Below are 21,274 nucleotides of genomic sequence, written 5' to 3' on the forward strand. Positions count from 1 at the left end.
GCGCCTTCCTGATTCTCCCCCACTGTGTAAGTCAATCGCGTATGAAGCAGCACTTTCCTTTAAAAAATGTCCAACAAGAAAAGCGCATTTATCGCAATCGAGTATTAATCTCTGTCGGGATCGTCAGCTTTTTTATGTTGCTGTTGGTGGCACGTTATGCCTACTTGCAAATTATGCAATACCAACAGTTTTCAACGGCATCAGATCAAAACCGTATTCGACTTCAACCACTTGCTCCAGCGCGTGGTTATATTTATGACCGCAATGGTATTTTATTAGCCGATAACTACCCAGTGTTTACCGCGACCATGAGTCGTGCCGATGTGGAAGATATTGACGATACTGTTAAGCGTCTTACACCAATTTTAAATCTGACCGACGAAGATATTGAACGCTTCCTGTCACGTATTAAAACCTCGAAGAAAACCGAACGTGTCTCGATCAAACTCAATTTAACTGAAACTGATATTGCCAAATTCAGTGAAGTTAAATTCCAGTTCCCTGGGGTCAATATCGAAACTCAAATGACCCGTTATTATCCACATGGTGAGCTGTTTGCCCATGTGATTGGTTATGTGGGGCGTATTAATGACAAAGAACTAAAAAGTATTGATAAGGACTTGTATGCGGGAACCAACCTGATTGGGAAAATTGGGGTAGAAAAATCTTATGAGGAACTCTTGCATGGCGTACCAGGGAATGAATCTGTCGAGGCCGATGCACATGGTAATGTTCTACGCCATTTAGGACGTAAAGAACCCGTTCGTGGCAATGATTTATACCTTTCTCTGGATTATGGCTTGCAGACTGTTGCGACTGAACAACTGGCAGGTCGACGCGGTGCCATTGTTGCGATGGATCCTCGTACAGGTGAAATTCTAGCGCTGGTTTCCAGTCCAAGCTTTAACCCTAACCTGTTTGTAACCGGGATTAGTCATACTGACTATAGTGGATTACGCGACAATTTAGATCAGCCACTTTATAACCGTGCGGTACAAGGCGTTTATCCACCGGGTTCAACCATTAAACCAATGTTTGGTTTAGGGGGTATCCACTATGGTTATATCGACTGGGGGACTGCAATTTCCGATCATGGCTACTTTACCTTACCTGGCGATTCTCATAAATTCCGTGACTGGAAAAAATCGGGGCATGGTGTAGTCAATCTTCATAAGGCCCAAGTCGTTTCCTGCGATACATTTTATTATGTGCTCTCTTACCGTATGGGTATTGAGAAAATGAATTCATGGATGCGCCAATTTGGTTTCGGTCAAAAAACAGGGGTAGATTTACCGAGTGAAAGTGAAGGTTTATACCCAAATCCTGACTGGAAAATGCGTACCCGTAAAAGTAAATGGTTAAAAGGCGAAACGATTTCTGTGAGTATTGGACAGGGTGCTTTTACCGCAACGCCGTTACAACTTGCTATGGCAACCGCCATTACAGCCAATCATGGGGCACATGTAATTCCACATGTGTTACAAGTCAGCAAAGGGGCAAAACCACATAAAGTTTTGAATGCTCCAGATGGACATATTCAGTTTAACGGTAAAGATGAAGACTGGGTTCAAATGCGTGACGCCATGGTAGATGTTATTGAAACAGGCACAGGTCGTGGTATTCGGACACCGATGTATAAAATTGCTGGAAAAACAGGTACAGCCCAGGTCAAAAGTATTGCGCAAGGGAAAAAGTATAATGAGGCTTTACTGACCGAGCGTCAGTTAGACCACGGACTTTTTGTTGGTTTTGCACCTGCTGAAAATCCTGAAATTGCCATCGCTGTTGTGTGGGAAAATGGTCGTCATGGTGGTTCTGCTGCACAATTGGCCCGCCCTGTCTTTGACTATTGGTTGTTACAACGTAAAAAGAACCCAATTAAACCAGAAGGTCATCAAATTAGCGGTGGCTTAATGACTGCTGGAATTAAACCAGGCGAATTGCCAAGTGGTTCTGGCACAGCTCCAGCGTCCTCAACGATAGGCTCTCAAGCACGACCAACAAGTTCAACTACTCATACAGCTCAGCATGCAGCTACTCCTACCAACCAAGCTGCTCCTGCGGCTGCAGCGGATGATGTCGAATAATGAAAAATCAACTCAGAATTATTGGCGGAGAGTGGAAGCGCCGCCAACTCGCTTTTGCCAGTATTGAAGGATTACGCCCGACTCCTGACCGCGTTCGCGAAACACTGTTTAACTGGTTAATGTGGGATATTCAAAATGCTCAAGTCTTAGATATTTGTACAGGCTCAGGGGCTTTAAGCTTTGAAGCCTTATCGCGTGGTGCCAAGCATGTAACCATGATTGAACCAGACCGAACTCAAGCGCAGTTTTTAAAACAAAATATTCAGTTATTAAAAGCAGAAAACTGCGAATTAAAAGTGGCGACTGCTCAACAGGCCCTTCCCACCCTAAAATCTAGTTTTGATTTAGTGTTTTTAGATCCACCATATAGCTTAAATCTTTGGGAAGAACTGGCCAAACTGGCTGATCCGTTGATTACTGAAAATGCCCTAATTTATATAGAGGCTGACCGAGAGCTCAACATGTTGAATTTACCGCACAGTTGGCACGCTATAAAGCAAACCAAAGCAGGTACAGTTCGAGCAGCTTTATATAAAAAAGTGGCAGGTCGTTAAAATACACTTTTCTTTATACTTATTATCTGTACTTTACTTCGACTAGCTTAAGATAAAAAACATATAAGTAATTGTTTTTAAAAATAAAAACCAGATGGAAAAACTATCCCCATCTGGTGCAATGATACTCATAAATCAATTAAAGGGTATCGGATAAATTCAACTTTGGGAGATGAACCATTTTTATCGTTCATATATTTTTGATGAGATGGTTCTGATTGATAATCAGTTTGTTGAAGCATTGGACTGGTATTTGAATGATCCATGCTTGTGCTAGGTGACATACAACCCATCATCAAGCCTGTAATCACTACAAGCAATAAGGTTGCTTTTATCATTTTCCTTCCCCTTTTTCTCTAGGGTCGAGTCTGTATTATTCACCTTTAATCCAAATTATAATCCCTTGATTTGTGCGTTTTTTGTACTATTTTTTAAAAAATGCCAATTCTACCGCTTATAAGAAATTGCGATATAGAGGTTAATCTACGATTGGCGCGCTGGCGCTTGCTTTTATTGTTCTTAGAACATCTCCTTCCTTTTACGTTTAATACAGTTAAATAAGGCGACAAGCCTTATTTAACCCAAGCATAAGACCTCAAAATGCAACTAATGTGGTAAGGGCCGAGTCTGCTTATAGTATGGTCTATCAGGTCGATGATCTGGCGGTCGACCTTCAGGTGGACGGTGTTCTGGTGGTCTATTTTCTGGAGGACGATGCTCTGGAGGGCGATTGTGCGGAGGTCTATAATCTGGACGTCCATTCCATTCATAGCCATAAGAGGGTCGATGATCATAGTCATGCGAATAACGATGATCATGATCATACCAATCATCGTCATACCAAACACAACCCGATAACATGATGACCGACAAAGTGGATAACACAATTAGTTTTATCATAATGCTCCCCTTGTCAACTGGGTGTACTTGTTCATTATTCAGGATAAGTATGGATAAAAAATCAGCTACTTGTTCTTTTTTTGTTATGTACAAATAAATGTGTTTTTATCTCTTAATAACTAGATTTTGATTTATTAAAAATAAAGGTATTCCATCATCTGAAAACCTTTTACCAGATGATTGTTCATGTAAATGGAACTCATATAACCCCGTATAAATCAAATTGGGGCATCCATCTGTTTAAACTAATTTTCAAAAATATGGTCCTTTTGAATCTATTTAATTTCTATTCAATACATCCCAATACGAAATAATTTCTTACAAGTCTCCCGTGAGTAATCCCTCTATTAAACAGCTTCTACCTACCCGTTTTGTGTAGTTTAAGTAAATGAAAATTGCTTGATGACATGCTGTTGAAATATTTAAATACAAATCCTGATGACAGTTTCACCTCATTGTTACCCTAGCTACACAGTTTGTACATTATTGTATTATTCACGTAATTCATTCTGTTTCGCTTTGTTGTTTTAATTGATTGAACGCCTGTGAATACTTAGCATGAGTCCTGTTCTGACTTAAGTGATGATAAGTAGAACATCTTTAATTTTATCTCGTTAATAACACAGGATGCCTATTATGAAATTAACTCATATCCTACTTGCAACAACATTTGCTGCTGCCGCAACCACAACTTTTGCTGCAACTACTGAACAGCCTCAAACTGAAGAGAAAGTCATTGTTTCAACCCAAGAACAACCCGCAACTTCTGCAACTGAAGGCACGGCTGCTCAACCCACCACTCAACCTGCTGTAGATTCAGCAAGTGAAGCTACGCCAGCACAATAAGGCCTAGTGCACCAGTTTTCTAAGACCTTCACTCCACCTCATTCACTCGAAGGTCTTAGAAATTTTCAGGTGATTCAGAGTATTCTGTCTCGCCTGAATCTCCTCAAAAATGCATGATCCTCTCGAATATCTGAATCATAAATATAGTTAATTACGATGATTCCCACGACATCAACTATCATCAAAATCAAAACAAATCTTTTTAAATCAACGTAATAACAAAAGCTGAAAAATGGACTTAGGTCACTTTAATACTCGCTATCCACTATGGCATAGCTTGTTTGTAGCCCTCTCTTCACCGTTAATAGCCTCATTGTGAATTGATTGAATGGAATTCGCTGTGAGCACAAAAAATACTGAATTTACCACTGAAGTGGCAATCCTTGGCGCTGGTCCTGTAGGGCTTACGCTTGCAAATTATTTAAGCAAGCAAGGAGTACAAGTCACCGTCATTGAACAACTGGATCAACTGATCGATTATCCGCGTGCCATTGGTATTGATGATGAAGCTTTGCGCACGATTCAATCACTTGGACTGGTTGAGCAAGTTTTACCGCACACCACCCCAAATCATGCTATGCGCTTTTTGACCCCAAAAGGTCATTGTTTTGCCGATATTCAGCCTTTAACTCGCGAGTTTGGTTTCTCACGTCGAAATGCATTTATTCAACCGCAAGTCGACAATGTACTGCTTCAAGGATTAAAGCAATACCCACAAACCCAAGTGCTATTTTCTCGTCAACTGACTGAGTTTAGCCAAGATGCTCAATCTGTCACGCTTAAAATGCAAAATAAGCAGGGACAAAATGAAGTCGTTAAAGCTCAGTACCTGATTGCTTGCGATGGCGGTAACTCTGTTGTGCGTCGTACTTTAAATATCGGCTTCGATGGTAAAACTGCACCAAATCAATGGATTGTGATTGATATTGAAAATGATCCATTGGCAACGCCACATATCTATTTATGCTGCGACCCTGTACGCCCATATGTATCCGCTGCATTACCGCATGGTATTCGCCGTTTCGAATTTATGGTGATGCCTGGTGAAACTCAAGAAGAACTCAGCAAACCAGAAAACATCAATAAACTTTTGGCAAAAGTATTACCCAATACTCAAAATATTGAAGTAATCCGTCAACGTGTTTATACCCACAATGCTCGTATTGCAGACAAATTCCGTGTAGATCGTATTTTACTGGCAGGTGATGCTGCCCATATTATGCCTGTCTGGCAAGGACAAGGTTATAACAGCGGTATGCGAGATGCCTTTAACTTAGGCTGGAAGATGGCATTGGTCGTAAAAGGAAAAGCTGGACCTGAACTTTTAGATTCATACCAAATTGAACGTAAAGATCATGCCAAGGCGATGATTGATCTTTCGGTTATGGCAGGTCATGTATTGGCACCACCGAAAAAATGGCAAGGTTTTGTCCGTGATGGAATTGCTTATGCACTTAATTATATTAAGCCAATTAAACAATACTTATTGGAAATGCGCTTTAAACCTATGCCGCAATACCATGATGGCGTGTTGATTCAAAATAAGCTGAAAAACTCACCTGTTGGTAAAATGTTTATTCAGCCCAAAGTTGAATTGGTTTCTGGTGAACAAGTTTTATTAGATGAAATCATTGGCAATGACTTTGCGATTCTGGCTTGGGGTGTAGACCCGCAATGGGGATTGTCTGAGACAAGCTTGCAGCAATGGAAAAAATTGGGTGTGAAATTCATTCAGGTTTTACCTGCTGTTCAGCTACAAAACGAAAATCGCAAACAATACGATGGTGTCATTTGTGTTGGCGATATTGGGACTGATATTCGGACTTGGTTTGGTCGTACCAATGACTCTATGGTGATTTTACGCCCTGATCGCTTTGTAGCAGCCCTTGCAATTCCACAAAGTGTAGATCAAATTAGCCAAGCCTTATTCTCAAAACTACATAGCAAAGCTTAAGTTATTTGAATTATCTCCCCCCTGTAAAATGACAAAGCCCAGAACATATTCTGGGCTTTGTCATTCATCAAAACAATTATTCAAAGGCATCAAACCAAGCTATTCCCTCTAGCGAAGCTCGAGTTTTCATCTGTCTTAAAAATGGTTTCGCTTCTTCAAAATACGGAATCAACTTAAACGACATGGCATACACCAACCAATATGCCAAATATAAATCTGCCGCGGTGCACTTTTCTCCAAGTAAATAAGGGTTTGCCTGACTTAGACCTTGCTTTAAAAATTGGAATAATCGTTGCTCATCGCCAAAACTTAAGCCCATTTTCTTACTTTCAATCAGATCATCAGCAACATTCAAGTTTTTGATGTCCATATATTCAGTTAATGGACCATGAATGTAGAACAGCCACTTTAAGTAAGCTCCACGCTTCGGATCATTCAGTGCGGGAGCAAAACCCTGCTCAATATATTTATCTGCCAGATAGGCAATAATTGCAGGTACTTCAGTGATGACAATGTCGCCATCTTTCAAACAAGGTACTTTTGCCATGGGATTAATGGCTAAATACGTTGCCTGATGCATCTCTTCATAGCTGATATTAATCAGTTCTACCTGATCTTCAATCTTTAGCTCTTTGAGGAAAGGTAAAATGATATTACCGCGAGATTGCGGATTGGTATAAAGCTGCATCATTGTTATTGCTCCACTGTTGTTATTTTGCGCTACCTTAGCATAGCTTAGCTCATCACTGCGTGGCGATTCTGTCATCCATGACCTAGAATTGGAGCATATTTTCAGTGCTGAATTAGAAAATTCCAGTATAAAATTGTTCTTTTAAAATTTTTAAAATCAGTTCAATCGCTTCACTACGCTGCTCTTTACGATAGCTGGCATACAAACCAATGGTCGGCAAAGGTTCAATGGTATTTTTTACCACAATTTTATCGCCCAATAAGGGAATCACATAAGCAGGCACCAAACTCCAACCTACGCCCATTCCCACCAAATTCACATTTAAAAGAATGTTGGTTGAATGCTGAACTACATTTACATTGAGCTTGGATTGTTTAAAAAAGTCCTGAATAATTTTATAAAGTTGAGGCGAAGCCCCTTCATCGCTGATAATAAAATCTTGCTGATTAAAACTTTTGATACTAACGTGACGCTGTGCTGCTGCGGCTGAATCTTTAGGCACAATGAGTGCCAATGGTTCATTAAAGATTTGTACAAATTCCAATTCACTCGATTCATCAACATAACGGGTAAAAGCAATATCAATGTCGCCTTTCTTTAAGGCTCTGAATTGATCTGCATCAGTCAAACTATGGAAATGAATTTTTAAATCAGGAAAATGCGCCCGAATATTGGGCATGATATAGGGAAAAATTTTCATTTCTGCTACAGGTACAAAACCAATATGCAATTGGTCTTTGCTGATATTTGCGACTTTACGCGCATCCTGAATGGCTTTTTCTGCATGTTCCAAACTGAGCAAAGCTTCTTTTAAAAATGCTTTCCCTTCTTCTGTTAATTCCACTTTACGGTTAGAGCGAACTAATAATTGCACCCCAACCTCTTGCTCTAAATCTTTAATTTGCTGGCTTAAAGAAGGTTGCACGGTACACATGCGCTGTGCTGCTTTGGTAAAATTTAACTCTTCAGCCACTGCAACAAAATAGCGTAAATGACGTAATTCCATCAGTGTTCTCCTTCCTGTTGAACGGATACAACCTTAGCTGCCACTTTTACTCGATACACCATCAGTGTAACTAAAGTCATCATGGCACAAAACAGATAAGTCACGGCATAGCCCCAATAGGCAATTAATATGCCCATAATGACGGAACCCACCGCTAAACCTAAATCAAACAACGTAAAGTAGGTCGAAATTGCATGTCCAATCCGTTGCCTTGGTACACTCTGAATCGCAACAGTCTGCAAGCATGGAAATAGCGTGCCATAACCTATACCAATGAGAACTGCTGATAACCAGAGCACCCACGGTTGATTCAACTGACTCACCACCGCCAAACCAATCGCAAATAGTATAAAGGACGGATAAATCACCACACTGGCACCTTTTTGGTCAAACCAACGTCCTACCCAAGGTCGAACCAAAATCATGGAGCAGGCAAAGACCAGAAAAAAACTACCGGTGTATGCTATCAACTGTTTGGTTTCAGTATAAGCTGTAATAAAGCTCATCACACTCGAATAAGCAAATGCTGTCAAAAGTGCTACCAAACCCACAGCAAGTACGCGAAACTCAATAATATCGTGTAGTGTTAAACTGGAAGATGATGGCTCGACTAAAGACTGGCTGTCTTCATCATGAATAGGAATACACAAACAGAAAATAAATCCTAGCGTCATCAGTCCCGATAAAATGGCAAATAACACTGTAAAACTGGCATATTGGGTAATGGTTAAAGCCAATAAGGGGCCAAACACAACCCCTAAATTGGTCGACATGACAAAATAGCCCATGCCTTCGCCTTTGCGTTGCTCAGGAATAAACTCATTGGCAACAGGTACCGTGACTGTCGTTAAAATACTGAACCATATGCCATGAATAAAACGCACCAATAACAGGCTCCACATGCTGTCGATACATAAATAACTAAATGCAAACAGCACAAAGAATAATTCTGAGCCACGAAAACTGAGCTTCTTGCCAATTTTTTCCGAAATCAGTCCTGAAAATGGACGTACCAAAATGGATGAAATCAGAAATAGTGTCAGTGCCAAGCCTGCTTCTTTGACTGTGCCACCCAAATCTTTCATGATGTACACAGGTAAAATTGCCAACAGGGCAAAATAATAGGTAAATAAAAATAGATTATTTAAAACACAAAATATAAATGCCCGATTCCATAGCCTGTCTACACATAGTGCCGATTTCATTTATGGACTCACTTTCTTGTCAGCATTCACACGGGCAGGTTGTAGTACCATGTCTAGCAATGCCTGAATATAAGCATCATCAGGCTGATGATTAAAGAAGATCATCTGATAATGAATCGGTGCATATAAGGTATCCAGCATCAGTTCAAATGGATAATCGGCACGAATCTCTCCATTTTGAATGGCTAATTGAATTAACTTGCGGGTCGCTTCACGACGGGGTAATAAATACTGGCTAAAAAACTCCCCTGCGGCTTGACGATGCTCGGATAACACCACCAATAACGCTCGTCCTATTGGACGATTTAAAGCATGCGATAACTTGAGTAATTGTTGTTTTAAATTAAATTCCAAACTTTGTGCATAATCCAGTTCAAATACCGAAGCCGTTTCCTGCTTAAATGCTTCAAAGACCAAATCAGATTTATGTTTCCACCAACGGTAGATGGTGGACTTACCCACGCCTGCCCGAGCAGCGATCTCTTCAATTGTCAATTTACTGTATTCATAATCTTCTAGAGCTTTGATTACAGCATCTAAGATACATTGCTTACGACGTGAAGATTTTTCTAACTCAGACATAAACCACCATAAATCGAAACGATACGTATCGTTTTATATTAATGTAATTTCACTGGCTAAACTAGAGGATTAAGACTAAGGACTATAAGTCAGAGACAGAAAAAAGCCCGTAAGTTAATAAACTCACGGGCTTCGCTTTTGAACACAGTTAAATTTTAACTGGCTGCTGAAGACTTTTTATAGATACTGCAAGAAGGGTGATGATTTTCCTGCAAACGAGCCACTTTGCGCTGTTCTGCAGCTTCAAAACGACAACGCTTCCATTCATTGCTTAAGTCTAATGGTGGAATTTGTTTAGGCTTACCTGTTTCGTCCACTGCAACCATGGTGAAGTAGCAGCTATTGGTATGTCGTACCGTACGCTTTTGAATATTTTGTGCTTCTACACGAATACCGATTTCCATAGAAGTACGGCCTACGTGGTTTACACTGGCAAGGAAAGTGACCAATTCGCCGACATGAATCGGCTCTTTAAAATTCACTTTATCAACTGATAGTGTCACAACATAACTACCCGAATAGCGACTTGCACAGGCATAAGCCACCTGATCCAGCAACTTTAAAATAGTTCCACCGTGAACATTACCCGAGAAATTTGCCATATCTGGAGTCATCAATACAGACATGGTCAACTCCGACTGATCATCTAAAATTGGAGTAATTTGATCTAATGGGGACATCGCGTTCTCTAGACTCTTGCAAAGATAGTAGAATATGTACGCATTATTATATAACTTTTGTCATAAATAACATGTTCAAATCGGCAATTAAGTCATCACTATTATTTATAGTGATTACCATATCATTCAGTAAAATATATATTAATACGCTCAACTTTGATATAAGCCTATAATTTTATTATATTTCTATTAAAGACATTCAATAATGATCATAACTTAATCACCGACCTTATCTTTGCAAAGTTCAATTTCAATGACTTAGAACCTGAAAAAACCACTCCACCAGCAGAAATGAGAAAGTGAAAGTTTTTGAAAATTTTAAAATTGGATGAATTTAGACAGATCAGTTGAAAGTGACATTCTGCTTAAATTAACTGGCCTCCCCACATGAAACAGCCTAATGGTTGTCCTCATTTTCACGCGCTCGATAAAATGAATTAAAACAATAAGCTCTAATGTTTCTGAGCGGCCAAAAGCTAGTTTTGAACAGAATATTGAGGAATTTTATAACCACGTGAATAATTCTGTTGATCGAAGACTTTCAGAATATTACTTAATTGTTTATCCGCAGCATTCATGCCTGCCTGCATGGTTTCTTCACGCCCTTTGACATCAAAGATATGTGCTTTTTCACGTAAATCTGGCTGAATGACAATATCAGCATGTTTTAACTCTTCTTGAGCCAAACGATTCTGCATAATGTTGATATTTTGGTTAAAGAGACCCCAAACATTCTTGGTTTCGGTATGTTCAGGTTGCGCCAAAATATCTACAGCTATCACAATATCTGCACCTAATTCCCGAGCAACATTCACAGGTACAGGACTAACGAGTCCACCATCGACATATTCCTCTCCTGCAATTTTTGTAGGAATGAACATACTGGGGATAGAAACTGAGGCGCGGACTGCTTGTCCAGTATTACCATAATTGAAAACTACTTTTTTACCTTCTTTTAGCTCAGTCGCCACTACATACATTGGCGTTTTTAAAAGTTCCAACGGTGTGTTGAGCACTTGTTCATTGACATAATTTTCAACTTTTTGACCATCAAAGAAACCCGTCATTGCCAGTTTTACATCACGGACATCATTGGCTTTCATATTCAGCGCAATCTCACGTAATTGTTGGGCATTTTTCCCACTGGCATAAATTGAACCCACTACGCTGCCTGCACTGGTGCCCACAATCAAATCTGGGTGAATCCCGTATTGCTCTAGCACCTGAATCACGCCAATATGTGCATAACCACGCGCACCGCCACTACCCAAAACCAATGCCACAATCGGACGATGTTCTGTTTGTTTGAGTTTTTTGAAGTCGATACGATTCGCCTGCACTTGAGCTTCAGCAACTATAGGCGTAGTTGTTGGCTGGACAGAGGGCAATAATGATGACTGAGCCATACTCTGCCCCGAGAACATTCCCAAAATAATGCCAATAACTAAACTAGATTGAAGCGGTTTCAAGGTAGGTAAACTCTCTGATCGTGACTCATAGTTATTCTATGCAAAATAGATGGTTTCACTGTTGCATTTCGTAAAAATGAAACCTTAGCTCATTAAGATAATGAATAAAAAACGTAAAATCATGAAGACTGTGCTGCATTTTTGCAATGTGGTTTCAATGTGTGAGGTTAAAACCTTTATCTAATCAGATCATCACAGCAAAATAAAAAAGCCAGCCTTGCAAATGCAGACTGGCTTTTTTAGTATCAGTTAATCTCTTTTATGACCAGATATCTGAATCAACTTTTTTCTTCAATTCCGGATATTTATCAATTTTAAATTCTGGTTCTTTAATACCTTGTTTTAATTGCTCACGGTAATCTTTCAACAATGTGCGTGCCATCGGTGTTAATAGTAAAATTGCAATCAAGTTAATGGTTGCCATGATACCCATAAACAAGTCAGCCATAGACCAAACGAGCGGAACACTACCAATTGCACCGAAGTACACCATCACCAATACAAAAATACGGAAGATGAACATGACTTTCGGGTTGTTATTAATAAACTGTACATTACCTTCTGCATAGGCATAGTTACCGAGTACAGCCGAATAACAGAATAAGAATAATAGAACAGCAAGGAAGTCTGATCCCCAATGTCCCACTTGAGTCTCTAATGCACGTTGAGTTAATTCAACACCAACAAAGCCTGCGTCTTGGTATACACCAGAAACCAAAATGATGATTGCTGTACTTGTACAGACAATGAAGGTATCTACAAACACACCTAGCATTTGTACTAAACCTTGGTTTACAGGATGTTTTACATCAGATGCAGCAGCTGCGTTTGGTGCAGAACCCATACCTGCTTCGTTTGAGAACAAACCACGTTTAATCCCTTGCATCATCGCCATAGATATAGCAGCACCAAAGAAACCACCAGCCGCAGCATTAAAATGGAAAGCTTCAGTCACAATCAGCTTTAAAATATCAGGCAAAATTGCATAGTTACTGATAGCAATATAGAGAGCAACAGATAGGTAAAGACCTGCTTTTAAAGGTACAAACATCTCTGCAAATTTAGCGATACGCTTAATACCACCAAAAATTGCCAATGCCACTAAAACTACAAGCGCAAGGCCAACCCAAGAGATTTCTAAATCAACACCACCTAAATGAGCAATAAGATTGGCTTTATCCCAACCCCATGCATGTGAAGATGCATTAGCAATTGCATTGATTTGTACTGAGTTAAATACAAAACCGTAAGTAAAGATTAATGCTAGTGCGAAAACCACACCAAAGGTTTTACTACGTAAACCTTGAGTAATATAGTAAGCTGGTCCACCGCGGAACTGTTTGCTCTTGCTATCTCTAACTTTAAAGAGCTGAGCAAGCGTAGACTCAATAAAAGCCGAGCTCATCCCAAGAACAGCGGTTACCCACATCCAGAACACTGCACCAGGACCACCAATTGCAATAGCGATTGCTACACCAGCAATGTTACCTACCCCAACACGGCTCGCAAGACCTGTTACAAATGCTTGGAAAGGTGTAAGACCATGCTCATCTTCGCCTTCTGTACGACTGCTTTTCATCACTCGGATACTTTGCAAGAACATGCGAATTTGCACTGCACCTGTTAAGACCGTATAAAAAATACCGACAGCCAGTAAGAAAATAACTAGGAAATCCCATAAAGGGTCATTAAAAAATTTTACCCACGACATCAGTGTGGCATTGAGTTGTTCGTTCATTTCCTTATTCCTAAAGACTCAGCAGATAGTATTTCGCAATTCAAAAAAGGCCTTGTGACCAAGACCTTTTACTTTCTCTTAAGCAAAGAACTTAAGAATAATTTGAATAACAGTTGCGTTGATTAAGTCAACGAAGAATGCCCCACAAAGTGGAACAATCAAAAATGCTTTATGTGAAGCACCATACATGTTGGTGATGGCTTGCATATTGGCAACAGCAGTTGGTGTTGCTCCCATACCAAAACCACAATGACCTGCAGAAAGTACGGCTGCATCGTAATTTTTACCCATGACTCGGAAGGTCACAAATGCTGCATACAATGCCATAGTGATGGTTTGCGCACCCAAAATGACAACCAATGGACCAGCAAGGTCTGCAAGTTGCCATAATTTAAGCGAAAGTAATGCCATTGCTAAGTACAGGGAAAGTGATGCATTACCAAACACATCAATCGCACGGTCAAAGATATTTACTTTGAATACACCTTCAAGGATGTTACGAAGAATTACGCCACCACCCAGTGTCCAAACAAAAGTTGGTAATTCAAACCACGTGCCCTTACTAAAACCTGTCATGAACTCGGCAAAAGCCAAACATGCTGCAAACATACCTAAAGTGGTAATTGCATTATCTGCTGTAATTAAGCGTACTTGATGTGGATATTCAAACGGCGCAGACTCTTCCGCCTCTTGGTCTGTCATTGGCGTATGATCACGTTTCTCGATCTGAGCATCTGTATTGGCTTGAGCAAGTTGATAGCGATTAATCAACATTTTCGCCAATGGACCACCGATTAAACCACCAATGATCAAACCAAAAGTGGCACTTGCCATACCCAGTGCCAATGCACCTTGAATCCCATGCTTAACTTCTAGAATTTCACCCCAAGCACCCGCAGTACCATGACCACCTGTTAAGGTAATTGAACCTGCAATCAAGCCAATGAGTGGATCAATCCCAAGTAAAGTCGCCAAACTTATACCAACAAAGTTCTGTATCACAATGAATGAAGCAACAGCAATCAGGAAGATTACCAAGCCCATTCCACCTTCTTTTAATTTTGAGAAATTTGCACTTAAACCAATTGAAGCAAAGAAAATAAGCATAAAGCTGGTTTGCAACTCGCTACTGGTACTAATGCTGAACCCCCAAATGTTGTATACAACAAGAGAGAGAACAGCCGCAACTAAACCACCTGCCACAGGTTCAGGGATATTATAACGACGTAAGAAGTCGATGCGATTCACAAGGAATCGACCCAATAACAATACAATAACTGCCGCGATCAGCGTATAGAATGCATTAAAAGTAAGTGCCATAATTCTTGTCCGTCAATTTTATCTGTTGTTATACAGATAAATAATAACGCTCTATGTCAAAAAAGCTGTAAGAAGCTTTGTACAAACAGTGAAACACGCTGCTTGTACAAAGCGCTTGCAGTTTGACTTTAGAGCAAGAGTTTTAGAAGTTGTATCGTGCCATAGCACCTACGCGATTATCTTTCCCTTTTTTGCCAGCGAAAGTTTCTCGCTTTCCTTAGACATATTTCATCCCTAGCGTGACTGGCATCATATTGCGCCAACCTTGTTGCAAGGTCTTAATCTGTACCGTATCTGTGGATGCTAAGTTGTCAGCAAAGTTATTCGTATCATTTGCCAACATAAGGTCATCTCCTAAAGTACTCTGACCCTTAGGATGGAATTGATAAGTTGTGTTTACTGTTGTTGTAGCAGAATGAACCGGTGTTTTCTCAACAACTGTAGATATTGTCGTTTTTAGTTTAATTGTGTTGCTTACCAATGGTGCTTGTTTTACTTGTGGAAAATTTTGTTGAATCAAAGCTTTTAATGCTTCGGCATCCACGCGTAATTGTGCAATTTCCTCTTGCTCAGCAGACGCTGCATGAGTCACTGTCATCATCAAAGTTGCCATGGTAACTGCCAAACTTTGACGAATTGCAGGCTTCTTCATGAGGGATAAACTCATTCTAAGCTCCTTGTTCGTTTGGTAATTTGCAAGTGATAAATCTATTTACATTGGGTAAACACAAATAGAGCTATACGACAATATCAATTTTTTAATCAATATCTATCAAAAACGAAAGCGCAACATTATGCTTAATTTTTACTAAAAATCTTATTATTTTTTTTAAACTCTACTTTAAGTGTTTCTAATTTAATCTACTTTTTGTTCAGGAATTCTCTTTTTGTACCTTTTGTTTTAGGTTAAGTAGTTGTTTAAATAAACAAAAAAAGAGGCATAAGCCTCTTTTTTTGTTTGAACAGAATATTTAGAAATTATACAGTGCAACCACGTTTACACGGTTTTCTTCACCTGTTTTACTAGTTAAGGTTGGTGTAGAGAATGTTTCACGTTCACCGTAGGTATATTCAAGACCTAAACTCACTGGTTTGATTGGGCTATAAAATACATTCGCCCAAGCTTGCCATAAGTCTTTGTTTAATGCAGCAGGGTTCGCTGAGGCATTAATATAATCCAAGTCCTCATCATGAGTCATATAACCATAACCCAACGTGCCACGCCACTTTGGATTAAACTGCTGAGTAATACCGACCGTAATTGAATCAAATTCACTTTGTTGAATATTCCCACCAGGTTTTTCAATTGAATAACCAGGGTTCGACCAAGAGACAAAACTACTATCCCCTTTGACATGGTAGTAATCAGCTTTTAAGGTTGTACTTGGCGTTACATTATATTTTGTTCCTAAGCCTACGCCCCAAGCCACTTTTTCATCATCAGAAGTTTGCTTGTCTGCTACCATGGTACGTGCTGAAATAATACCTGCATTGTTGGCAAATTTATGATTCAAACGTGCTGTGAGTGCTGGAATTCGCATTTGGTTATCTGGATCTGAACCTAAAGTAGTACCCGAATTATCGCTATATTTAGAATCTTCCAATGCAAAGATCAAGTTGGTTTCTGGACTAAAAGTACTGGTATAACGTACTTGTGGTGTACGCTTAACAGCACCACCCACATAGCCTAAAGCATCAATCGTTTCTGGCATATAATCAGGCACAGCAAAGTTTGACCATGTTTGACCAATGAGCCAGTTAGCATAAGTTAAGTATGCATGACGGATACGTAAAGTATCATTGCTGCCCAAAAAGTCGACTTCGACTTTACCGGCAACATCCCCCGCTTGAGTTGGCGTCTTAAAGTCAAAACCTAAACGTGTTGCAGCTAAAGTAGATTTGAAAAGATCGCTATTTCCTGGTGCTCCGTCTAAAGCAGCTTTATTGATTTGATTATATGGATGCGCTCTGCTTGGGCCGCCATCAATTTGATAAGTCGCATCTGCGCGAACATTGCCATAGAAATTAACTTCAGCCCCACCTACTGTAATCCCTAAGCCTTTTTTCTCTACTACTGGTTTTGCAGGTGCAGGTTGAGCAGTTGCCTGAACCTGATAATTCTGCTGCTGCGTGTTCATTTGCTTTTGTTGCTGTGCATATTGCTCTAACATGCCTCGCAACTCTTGAACTTCTTTACGTAATTGTTCAACTTCCGTATTGGTATCTGCCTGTACAGTTCCTGCTGCAACCACACCCATCGCTAATACTAACGTTTTTAAACGCACAGACATCTTTTGAGTCGTCATCCTAAATTCCCTATCCATCACAGTTTAAATTATTGTTTGTTCATTCCACTGAACATTTCTTGAGCCAAAATGTGACAGATAAGTGTTATATCGACTATATATGCTTTAGTCGAAGGCTATTTTTTTGTTTCTTATACAAATTACCATTCCATTTGCAATGAAATTAAGACTAAGTCTTTGTCTTTTCAATATAAGTATCGAATTCTTATTCACAAATAATGAATTTAAATTCATTATTTCAAAAACGAGATTAAACTAAACTGATGATTCCCATCAACAGCAATACCTTTAAGGTATTGAAATCAACCTATTAGATGTGCTTTTTTCTTAAATTAATACCTTTGAATTTCCTATTTCCACGTGTAATTCTTTAACGCATATTTCACAATATCCTGCTTATTTACTGAAATAACAAAGTCAGAACATCAATACAAACATCGAACTACTGCTGTAAATACGACATTTAAACTTCACATGTGTGCAATGCTTTAACCTTCTCGCTATAGCATCTCTAACCAAAATTAAACATCAATATTTAAGTCAGTCATAAGATCTAAAATGCTTTGGAATACAATGCATGCTCAATACAACCTTGTGGTATAAAAAAAGGCGCAATTTTAATTACGCCTTTTGTATTCGCTTAAAGACTAAATCGGTTGATTAAAGGTATCGCAGTCTTTCAAGTTGCCTGATTTAAGACCTGCTTGAAACCATTTCATCCGCTGCTGACTAGAACCATGGGTGAAGCTGTCAGGAACAACCTGCCCAGTTGATTGCTTCTGTAAGTAATCATCTCCAATTTTATGCGCAGCATCCATCGCTTCTTCAATATCACCCTGTTGCAAAAATTGAGTGCGCTGTTGGTTATGATAGGCCCAAATACCTGCTAAACAATCGGCTTGTAATTCTTGACGCACGGACAATTGATTCGCTTCAACTTTCGAAGTCTGCGTGCGTGCTTTATGAACCTGATCAGAAATTCCCAAAAGGTTCTGCACATGGTGTCCAACCTCATGTGCAACCACATAGGCTTGAGCAAAGTCTCCAGCTTGATCTTGACGAGTTAATTCAGTCTGGTTTTGTTCACCACCAATGCCCATTTGCTGACGCATATCTTTAAAGAAAGTCGTATCAATATAAACTTTTTGATCGACTGGACAATAAAACGGCCCCATAGCCGCTTGTGCCGCACCACAACCTGAATTCACAGCCCCAGTAAACATGACTAGTTTTGGTGCGGTATATTGCTGATTCAATTGCTGTTGAAACACCACATTCCAAGTGTCTTCGGTATCAGCCAAGACTGTTCCAACAAAATCCATGGCTTCTTGTTGCTCTGGCGTTGGATTATCTAAACCTTTGGTTTCCGTACTGACCGAAGCTTGTTGTGTCACTTGTTGCGTGACTTGATACGCCTGCTGCGGATCTACTCCAAAAAATTTCCACGCGACAAATGCAACCACCAAGCCAAGAATACTGAAGCCACCCATTTTGCGACCTGCACCACCGCCACGACGGTCTTCAATATTGCTACTGACACGACGACCTTTCCAACGCATAGCCTTATTCCTTATTTTTATGAAGTAGACCCTTTAAGCTTAAGCCTGTTTTGAGTTCGGCCAAATCTTTTTAAACACAGTTAGTACAAGAATCACCGCCAAGCCTGCGGCAACACCAATCATCAAGTTAATTAAAGTTGGCGTTAATGCACCGACAATACTGCCAAAGTTAGGAATTAACTCTAAGTGATCAACTGTATCTTCTGTAAAATGATGGATAAGCGGTACCGCATGATTAATAATCCCTCCGCCCACCAAGAACATTGCAATTGTGCCAACTACAGTTAATGTTTTCATGAGCTTAGGTGCAAAAGCCAATAAAAAGCGTCCTACTTTCTGTTTCGCATTCGAGCTTTGTTGAGTTAGGTACAGCCCAATATCATCAATTTTGACAATCAATCCGACAAATCCGTATACCCCGATAGTCATTACAATCGCAATAATGCTGAGTACCGTCAATTTACTCATAAACGTAGCTGTTGCTACTGTACCCAAAGAAATCACCACAATTTCTGCAGACAAAATAAAGTCGGTACGAACCGCACCTTTGATTTTCTCTTTCTCATAAGTAACGAGGTCAGTTTCAATAGTGTGAAGTTCTTCTTCTGCCTCCTGCTCATTGGTCGCCTTTCGATGTTGCAAACTGTGTAAAACTTTTTCCACACCTTCATAACATAAGAATAGACCACCAATCATCAATAAAGGATTAATCAGCCACGGCGCCACTACACTAATTAATAACGCCAGTGGTACCAAAATCAATTTATTGACAAAAGAACCCTTCGCGACACTCCAGACTACAGGCAATTCGCGTTCTGCACGTAAACCGCTGACTTGTTGCGCATTGAGCGCCAAGTCATCCCCCAAAACACCCGCTGTTTTCTTGGCAGCCACTTTGCTCATGACAGCAACGTCATCTAATACGGTCGCAATATCATCTAATAATATTAATAAGCTACTTGCCATTATATTTATCCTAAGAAATTTGCTCTATTTTAATGGGATCTGAAGAAAAAAACTGTATTTACCTGATGATTTATGTTCGGATTTAATTTTTTTCTACTTCTATTTTTTTCTGACTGACATTAAAAAAAATTATGCCGTACAATGTAGCCCATTAATTGACTGCAGATGTAGTAAATACACTACTTTTTGGAAAAGAAAATGAGTAATCAAGATAATCGTCCAGTCATTTTGACTGGCGACCGTCCGACTGGGCAACTTCACTTAGGTCATTTTGTTGGTTCATTACGTTCACGTGTGGGTCTACAAGATTCACATCATCAACATCTTTTATTGGCTGATGCACAAGCATTGACTGATAATGCCGACAACTTTGAAAAAGTACGTCGTAATATCCTTGAAGTTGCAACAGATTACTTAGCTGTTGGTATTGACCCAACCAAAACCACCATCTGTGTTCAATCTTGTTTACCTGCGTTAAATGAACTTACGATGTTGTATCTCAACTTCGTGACCGTTTCACGTTTAGAGCGTAACCCAACCATTAAATCTGAAATTCAGATGCGTGGTTTTGAACGCGATATTCCAGCAGGCTTCCTATGTTATCCAGTCGCTCAAGCTGCTGACATTACCGCATTTAAAGCCACTGTTGTTCCTGTTGGTGAAGACCAAATTCCAATGATTGAACAAACCAACGAGATTGTTCGTCGCATCAACCGTCAAATCGGTCAGGACTTATTACCAGAATGTAAGGCACTACTCTCTAATATGAGTCGTTTACCTGGCTTTGATGGTAAGGCAAAAATGTCAAAATCTTTAGGTAATACGATTGTGCTTGATGCCAGCGATAAAGACATTAAAAAAGCCGTAAATGCGATGTATACCGACCCGAACCACCTGCGTATTGAAGATCCAGGTCAAGTTGAAGGGAATATCGTATTCACTTATTTAGATGCTTTTGATCCGAATAAAGAAGAAGTCGAAGAATTAAAAGCACACTATCGTCGTGGTGGTTTAGGTGATGGTACGGTGAAAAAACGCTTGGAAGGTGTGTTGAAAGAATTAATCGGACCAATTCGTGAACGTCGTATCGAACTTGCCAAAGACCCTGATTATATTATGGATATTTTGAAAGCAGGCACAGATAAATGCCGAGATATTACACAACAAACTTTGGATGAAGTGAAGTCAGGTTTAGGTGTATTCCACTTCTAAATACATTTGAGTAACATCGCAAATTAAAGGTCTTTCATAAGGCCTTTAATTTTTTAGAATAAAAAAACATCGCCCCAATCACAAGACTCTCCAATTATTAACGTGATTTAACATGAAGTAACGTGATTGCTCATGACCTTGAGACTCATTACGATTAACATTCTCCCATGATTTAGGAAATCCTAAATTGTTAACATTT

General features: G+C 39.7%; 18 protein-coding genes and 1 pseudogene. 5 read left to right on the forward strand and 14 right to left on the reverse strand.

Annotated features, from left to right (window positions below; all coding sequences use genetic code 11):
• Positions 1–41 precede the first annotated feature (41 nt).
• A complete protein-coding gene (mrdA, locus tag C3F34_RS02100) occupies positions 42–2,087 on the forward strand; it encodes a penicillin-binding protein 2 (protein ID WP_416333086.1) in 2,046 nt (681 codons plus the stop codon).
• Positions 2,087–2,641 (forward strand): 16S rRNA (guanine(966)-N(2))-methyltransferase RsmD, encoded by a 555-nt coding sequence (gene rsmD / locus C3F34_RS02105; protein ID WP_104440998.1) that lies wholly within the window; start codon positions 2,087–2,089, stop codon positions 2,639–2,641. The genes mrdA and rsmD overlap by 1 nt, the downstream gene beginning before the upstream one ends.
• A 128-nt stretch (positions 2,642–2,769) precedes the next feature.
• Here rsmD and C3F34_RS02110 read toward each other — a convergent pair whose 3' ends face one another.
• Complete coding sequence (locus tag C3F34_RS02110; protein ID WP_044740202.1) at positions 2,770–2,979, reverse strand: hypothetical protein; 210 nt, start codon at positions 2,977–2,979, stop codon at positions 2,770–2,772.
• 268 nt (positions 2,980–3,247) lie between these two features.
• Positions 3,248–3,541 carry a hypothetical protein gene (locus C3F34_RS02115; protein ID WP_016165848.1) on the reverse strand — a complete coding sequence of 98 codons (294 nt, stop codon included), beginning with the start codon at positions 3,539–3,541 and terminating at the stop codon, positions 3,248–3,250.
• A 636-nt stretch (positions 3,542–4,177) separates the two neighbouring features.
• Between C3F34_RS02115 and C3F34_RS02120 the strand changes: the two genes are divergently transcribed.
• On the forward strand, positions 4,178–4,387 hold the full coding sequence (locus C3F34_RS02120; protein ID WP_044740203.1) for a hypothetical protein: 210 nt from the start codon (positions 4,178–4,180) through the stop codon (positions 4,385–4,387).
• Between the two features lie 328 nt (positions 4,388–4,715).
• Complete coding sequence (locus tag C3F34_RS02125) at positions 4,716–6,341, forward strand: bifunctional 3-(3-hydroxy-phenyl)propionate/3-hydroxycinnamic acid hydroxylase (RefSeq protein WP_044740204.1); 1,626 nt, start codon at positions 4,716–4,718, stop codon at positions 6,339–6,341.
• Positions 6,342–6,417: 76 nt separating this feature from the next.
• On the opposite strand, the gene C3F34_RS02130 is transcribed toward C3F34_RS02125, so the two are convergent.
• From C3F34_RS02130 to C3F34_RS02185, 12 genes and pseudogenes are all read right to left on the reverse strand, one after another.
• The gene (locus C3F34_RS02130; RefSeq protein ID WP_104442278.1) at positions 6,418–7,029 is read right to left on the reverse strand and encodes a glutathione S-transferase family protein; all 612 of its coding nucleotides are present in this window, start codon (positions 7,027–7,029) and stop codon (positions 6,418–6,420) included.
• A gap of 115 nt (positions 7,030–7,144) precedes the next feature.
• Positions 7,145–8,038: a LysR substrate-binding domain-containing protein gene (locus C3F34_RS02135; protein ID WP_016165844.1), complete on the reverse strand. Its 894-nt coding sequence runs from the start codon at positions 8,036–8,038 to the stop codon at positions 7,145–7,147.
• Positions 8,038–9,243, reverse strand: a complete 1,206-nt coding sequence (locus C3F34_RS02140; protein ID WP_044740205.1) for an MFS transporter — start codon at positions 9,241–9,243, stop codon at positions 8,038–8,040. The genes C3F34_RS02135 and C3F34_RS02140 overlap by 1 nt, the downstream gene beginning before the upstream one ends.
• On the reverse strand, positions 9,244–9,825 hold the full coding sequence (locus tag C3F34_RS02145) for a TetR/AcrR family transcriptional regulator (RefSeq protein ID WP_044740206.1): 582 nt from the start codon (positions 9,823–9,825) through the stop codon (positions 9,244–9,246).
• A gap of 155 nt (positions 9,826–9,980) precedes the next feature.
• A complete protein-coding gene (locus tag C3F34_RS02150) occupies positions 9,981–10,505 on the reverse strand; it encodes an acyl-CoA thioesterase (protein ID WP_016165841.1) in 525 nt (174 codons plus the stop codon).
• A 476-nt stretch (positions 10,506–10,981) separates the two neighbouring features.
• Positions 10,982–11,911 (reverse strand): patatin-like phospholipase family protein, encoded by a 930-nt coding sequence (locus C3F34_RS02155; protein ID WP_228155323.1) that lies wholly within the window; start codon positions 11,909–11,911, stop codon positions 10,982–10,984.
• A gap of 322 nt (positions 11,912–12,233) precedes the next feature.
• Positions 12,234–13,712 (reverse strand): alanine/glycine:cation symporter family protein, encoded by a 1,479-nt coding sequence (locus C3F34_RS02160; RefSeq protein ID WP_044740207.1) that lies wholly within the window; start codon positions 13,710–13,712, stop codon positions 12,234–12,236.
• Between the two features lie 78 nt (positions 13,713–13,790).
• Positions 13,791–15,032, reverse strand: a complete 1,242-nt coding sequence (gene gltS / locus C3F34_RS02165) for a sodium/glutamate symporter (RefSeq protein ID WP_044740208.1) — start codon at positions 15,030–15,032, stop codon at positions 13,791–13,793.
• Positions 15,033–15,174: 142 nt separating this feature from the next.
• Positions 15,175–15,435: pseudogene (locus C3F34_RS20510) on the reverse strand (DcaP family trimeric outer membrane transporter); the annotation flags it as partial.
• Between the two features lie 568 nt (positions 15,436–16,003).
• A complete protein-coding gene (locus C3F34_RS02175) occupies positions 16,004–17,338 on the reverse strand; it encodes a DcaP family trimeric outer membrane transporter (protein WP_044740209.1) in 1,335 nt (444 codons plus the stop codon).
• Between the two features lie 647 nt (positions 17,339–17,985).
• Positions 17,986–18,897 carry a neutral zinc metallopeptidase gene (locus C3F34_RS02180; protein WP_044740210.1) on the reverse strand — a complete coding sequence of 304 codons (912 nt, stop codon included), beginning with the start codon at positions 18,895–18,897 and terminating at the stop codon, positions 17,986–17,988.
• A gap of 39 nt (positions 18,898–18,936) precedes the next feature.
• Positions 18,937–19,863 (reverse strand): DUF808 domain-containing protein, encoded by a 927-nt coding sequence (locus tag C3F34_RS02185; RefSeq protein WP_044740211.1) that lies wholly within the window; start codon positions 19,861–19,863, stop codon positions 18,937–18,939.
• 198 nt (positions 19,864–20,061) lie between these two features.
• On the opposite strand from C3F34_RS02185, the gene trpS reads away from it, so the two are divergent.
• Positions 20,062–21,075 carry a tryptophan--tRNA ligase gene (trpS, locus tag C3F34_RS02190; protein ID WP_016165833.1) on the forward strand — a complete coding sequence of 338 codons (1,014 nt, stop codon included), beginning with the start codon at positions 20,062–20,064 and terminating at the stop codon, positions 21,073–21,075.
• The last annotated feature ends 199 nt before the right edge of the window (positions 21,076–21,274 follow it).

This window comes from Acinetobacter sp. ACNIH2 (genome assembly GCF_002934965.1).
In the GTDB taxonomy this organism is placed as follows: Bacteria; Pseudomonadota; Gammaproteobacteria; order Pseudomonadales; family Moraxellaceae; genus Acinetobacter; species Acinetobacter tandoii.

What these genes read in the sequence shown, in the direction of transcription:
- trpS (WP_016165833.1), top strand. Translation starts at nt 20,062, where the DNA reads ATGAGTAATCAAGATAATCGTCCAGTCATTTTGACTGGCGACCGTCCG.
- C3F34_RS02130 (WP_104442278.1), bottom strand. Translation starts at nt 7,029, where the DNA reads ATGCAGCTTTATACCAATCCGCAATCTCGCGGTAATATCATTTTACCT.
- C3F34_RS02115 (WP_016165848.1), bottom strand. Translation starts at nt 3,541, where the DNA reads ATGATAAAACTAATTGTGTTATCCACTTTGTCGGTCATCATGTTATCG.
- C3F34_RS02175 (WP_044740209.1), bottom strand. Translation starts at nt 17,338, where the DNA reads ATGACGACTCAAAAGATGTCTGTGCGTTTAAAAACGTTAGTATTAGCG.
- C3F34_RS02155 (WP_228155323.1), bottom strand. Translation starts at nt 11,911, where the DNA reads ATGGCTCAGTCATCATTATTGCCCTCTGTCCAGCCAACAACTACGCCT.
- C3F34_RS02110 (WP_044740202.1), bottom strand. Translation starts at nt 2,979, where the DNA reads ATGATAAAAGCAACCTTATTGCTTGTAGTGATTACAGGCTTGATGATG.
- rsmD (WP_104440998.1), top strand. Translation starts at nt 2,087, where the DNA reads ATGAAAAATCAACTCAGAATTATTGGCGGAGAGTGGAAGCGCCGCCAA.
- C3F34_RS02120 (WP_044740203.1), top strand. Translation starts at nt 4,178, where the DNA reads ATGAAATTAACTCATATCCTACTTGCAACAACATTTGCTGCTGCCGCA.
- C3F34_RS02185 (WP_044740211.1), bottom strand. Translation starts at nt 19,863, where the DNA reads ATGGCAAGTAGCTTATTAATATTATTAGATGATATTGCGACCGTATTA.
- C3F34_RS02150 (WP_016165841.1), bottom strand. Translation starts at nt 10,505, where the DNA reads ATGTCCCCATTAGATCAAATTACTCCAATTTTAGATGATCAGTCGGAG.
- C3F34_RS02135 (WP_016165844.1), bottom strand. Translation starts at nt 8,038, where the DNA reads ATGGAATTACGTCATTTACGCTATTTTGTTGCAGTGGCTGAAGAGTTA.
- mrdA (WP_416333086.1), top strand. Translation starts at nt 42, where the DNA reads ATGAAGCAGCACTTTCCTTTAAAAAATGTCCAACAAGAAAAGCGCATT.
- C3F34_RS02140 (WP_044740205.1), bottom strand. Translation starts at nt 9,243, where the DNA reads ATGAAATCGGCACTATGTGTAGACAGGCTATGGAATCGGGCATTTATA.
- C3F34_RS02180 (WP_044740210.1), bottom strand. Translation starts at nt 18,897, where the DNA reads ATGCGTTGGAAAGGTCGTCGTGTCAGTAGCAATATTGAAGACCGTCGT.
- C3F34_RS02125 (WP_044740204.1), top strand. Translation starts at nt 4,716, where the DNA reads ATGGAATTCGCTGTGAGCACAAAAAATACTGAATTTACCACTGAAGTG.
- gltS (WP_044740208.1), bottom strand. Translation starts at nt 15,032, where the DNA reads ATGGCACTTACTTTTAATGCATTCTATACGCTGATCGCGGCAGTTATT.
- C3F34_RS02145 (WP_044740206.1), bottom strand. Translation starts at nt 9,825, where the DNA reads ATGTCTGAGTTAGAAAAATCTTCACGTCGTAAGCAATGTATCTTAGAT.
- C3F34_RS02160 (WP_044740207.1), bottom strand. Translation starts at nt 13,712, where the DNA reads ATGAACGAACAACTCAATGCCACACTGATGTCGTGGGTAAAATTTTTT.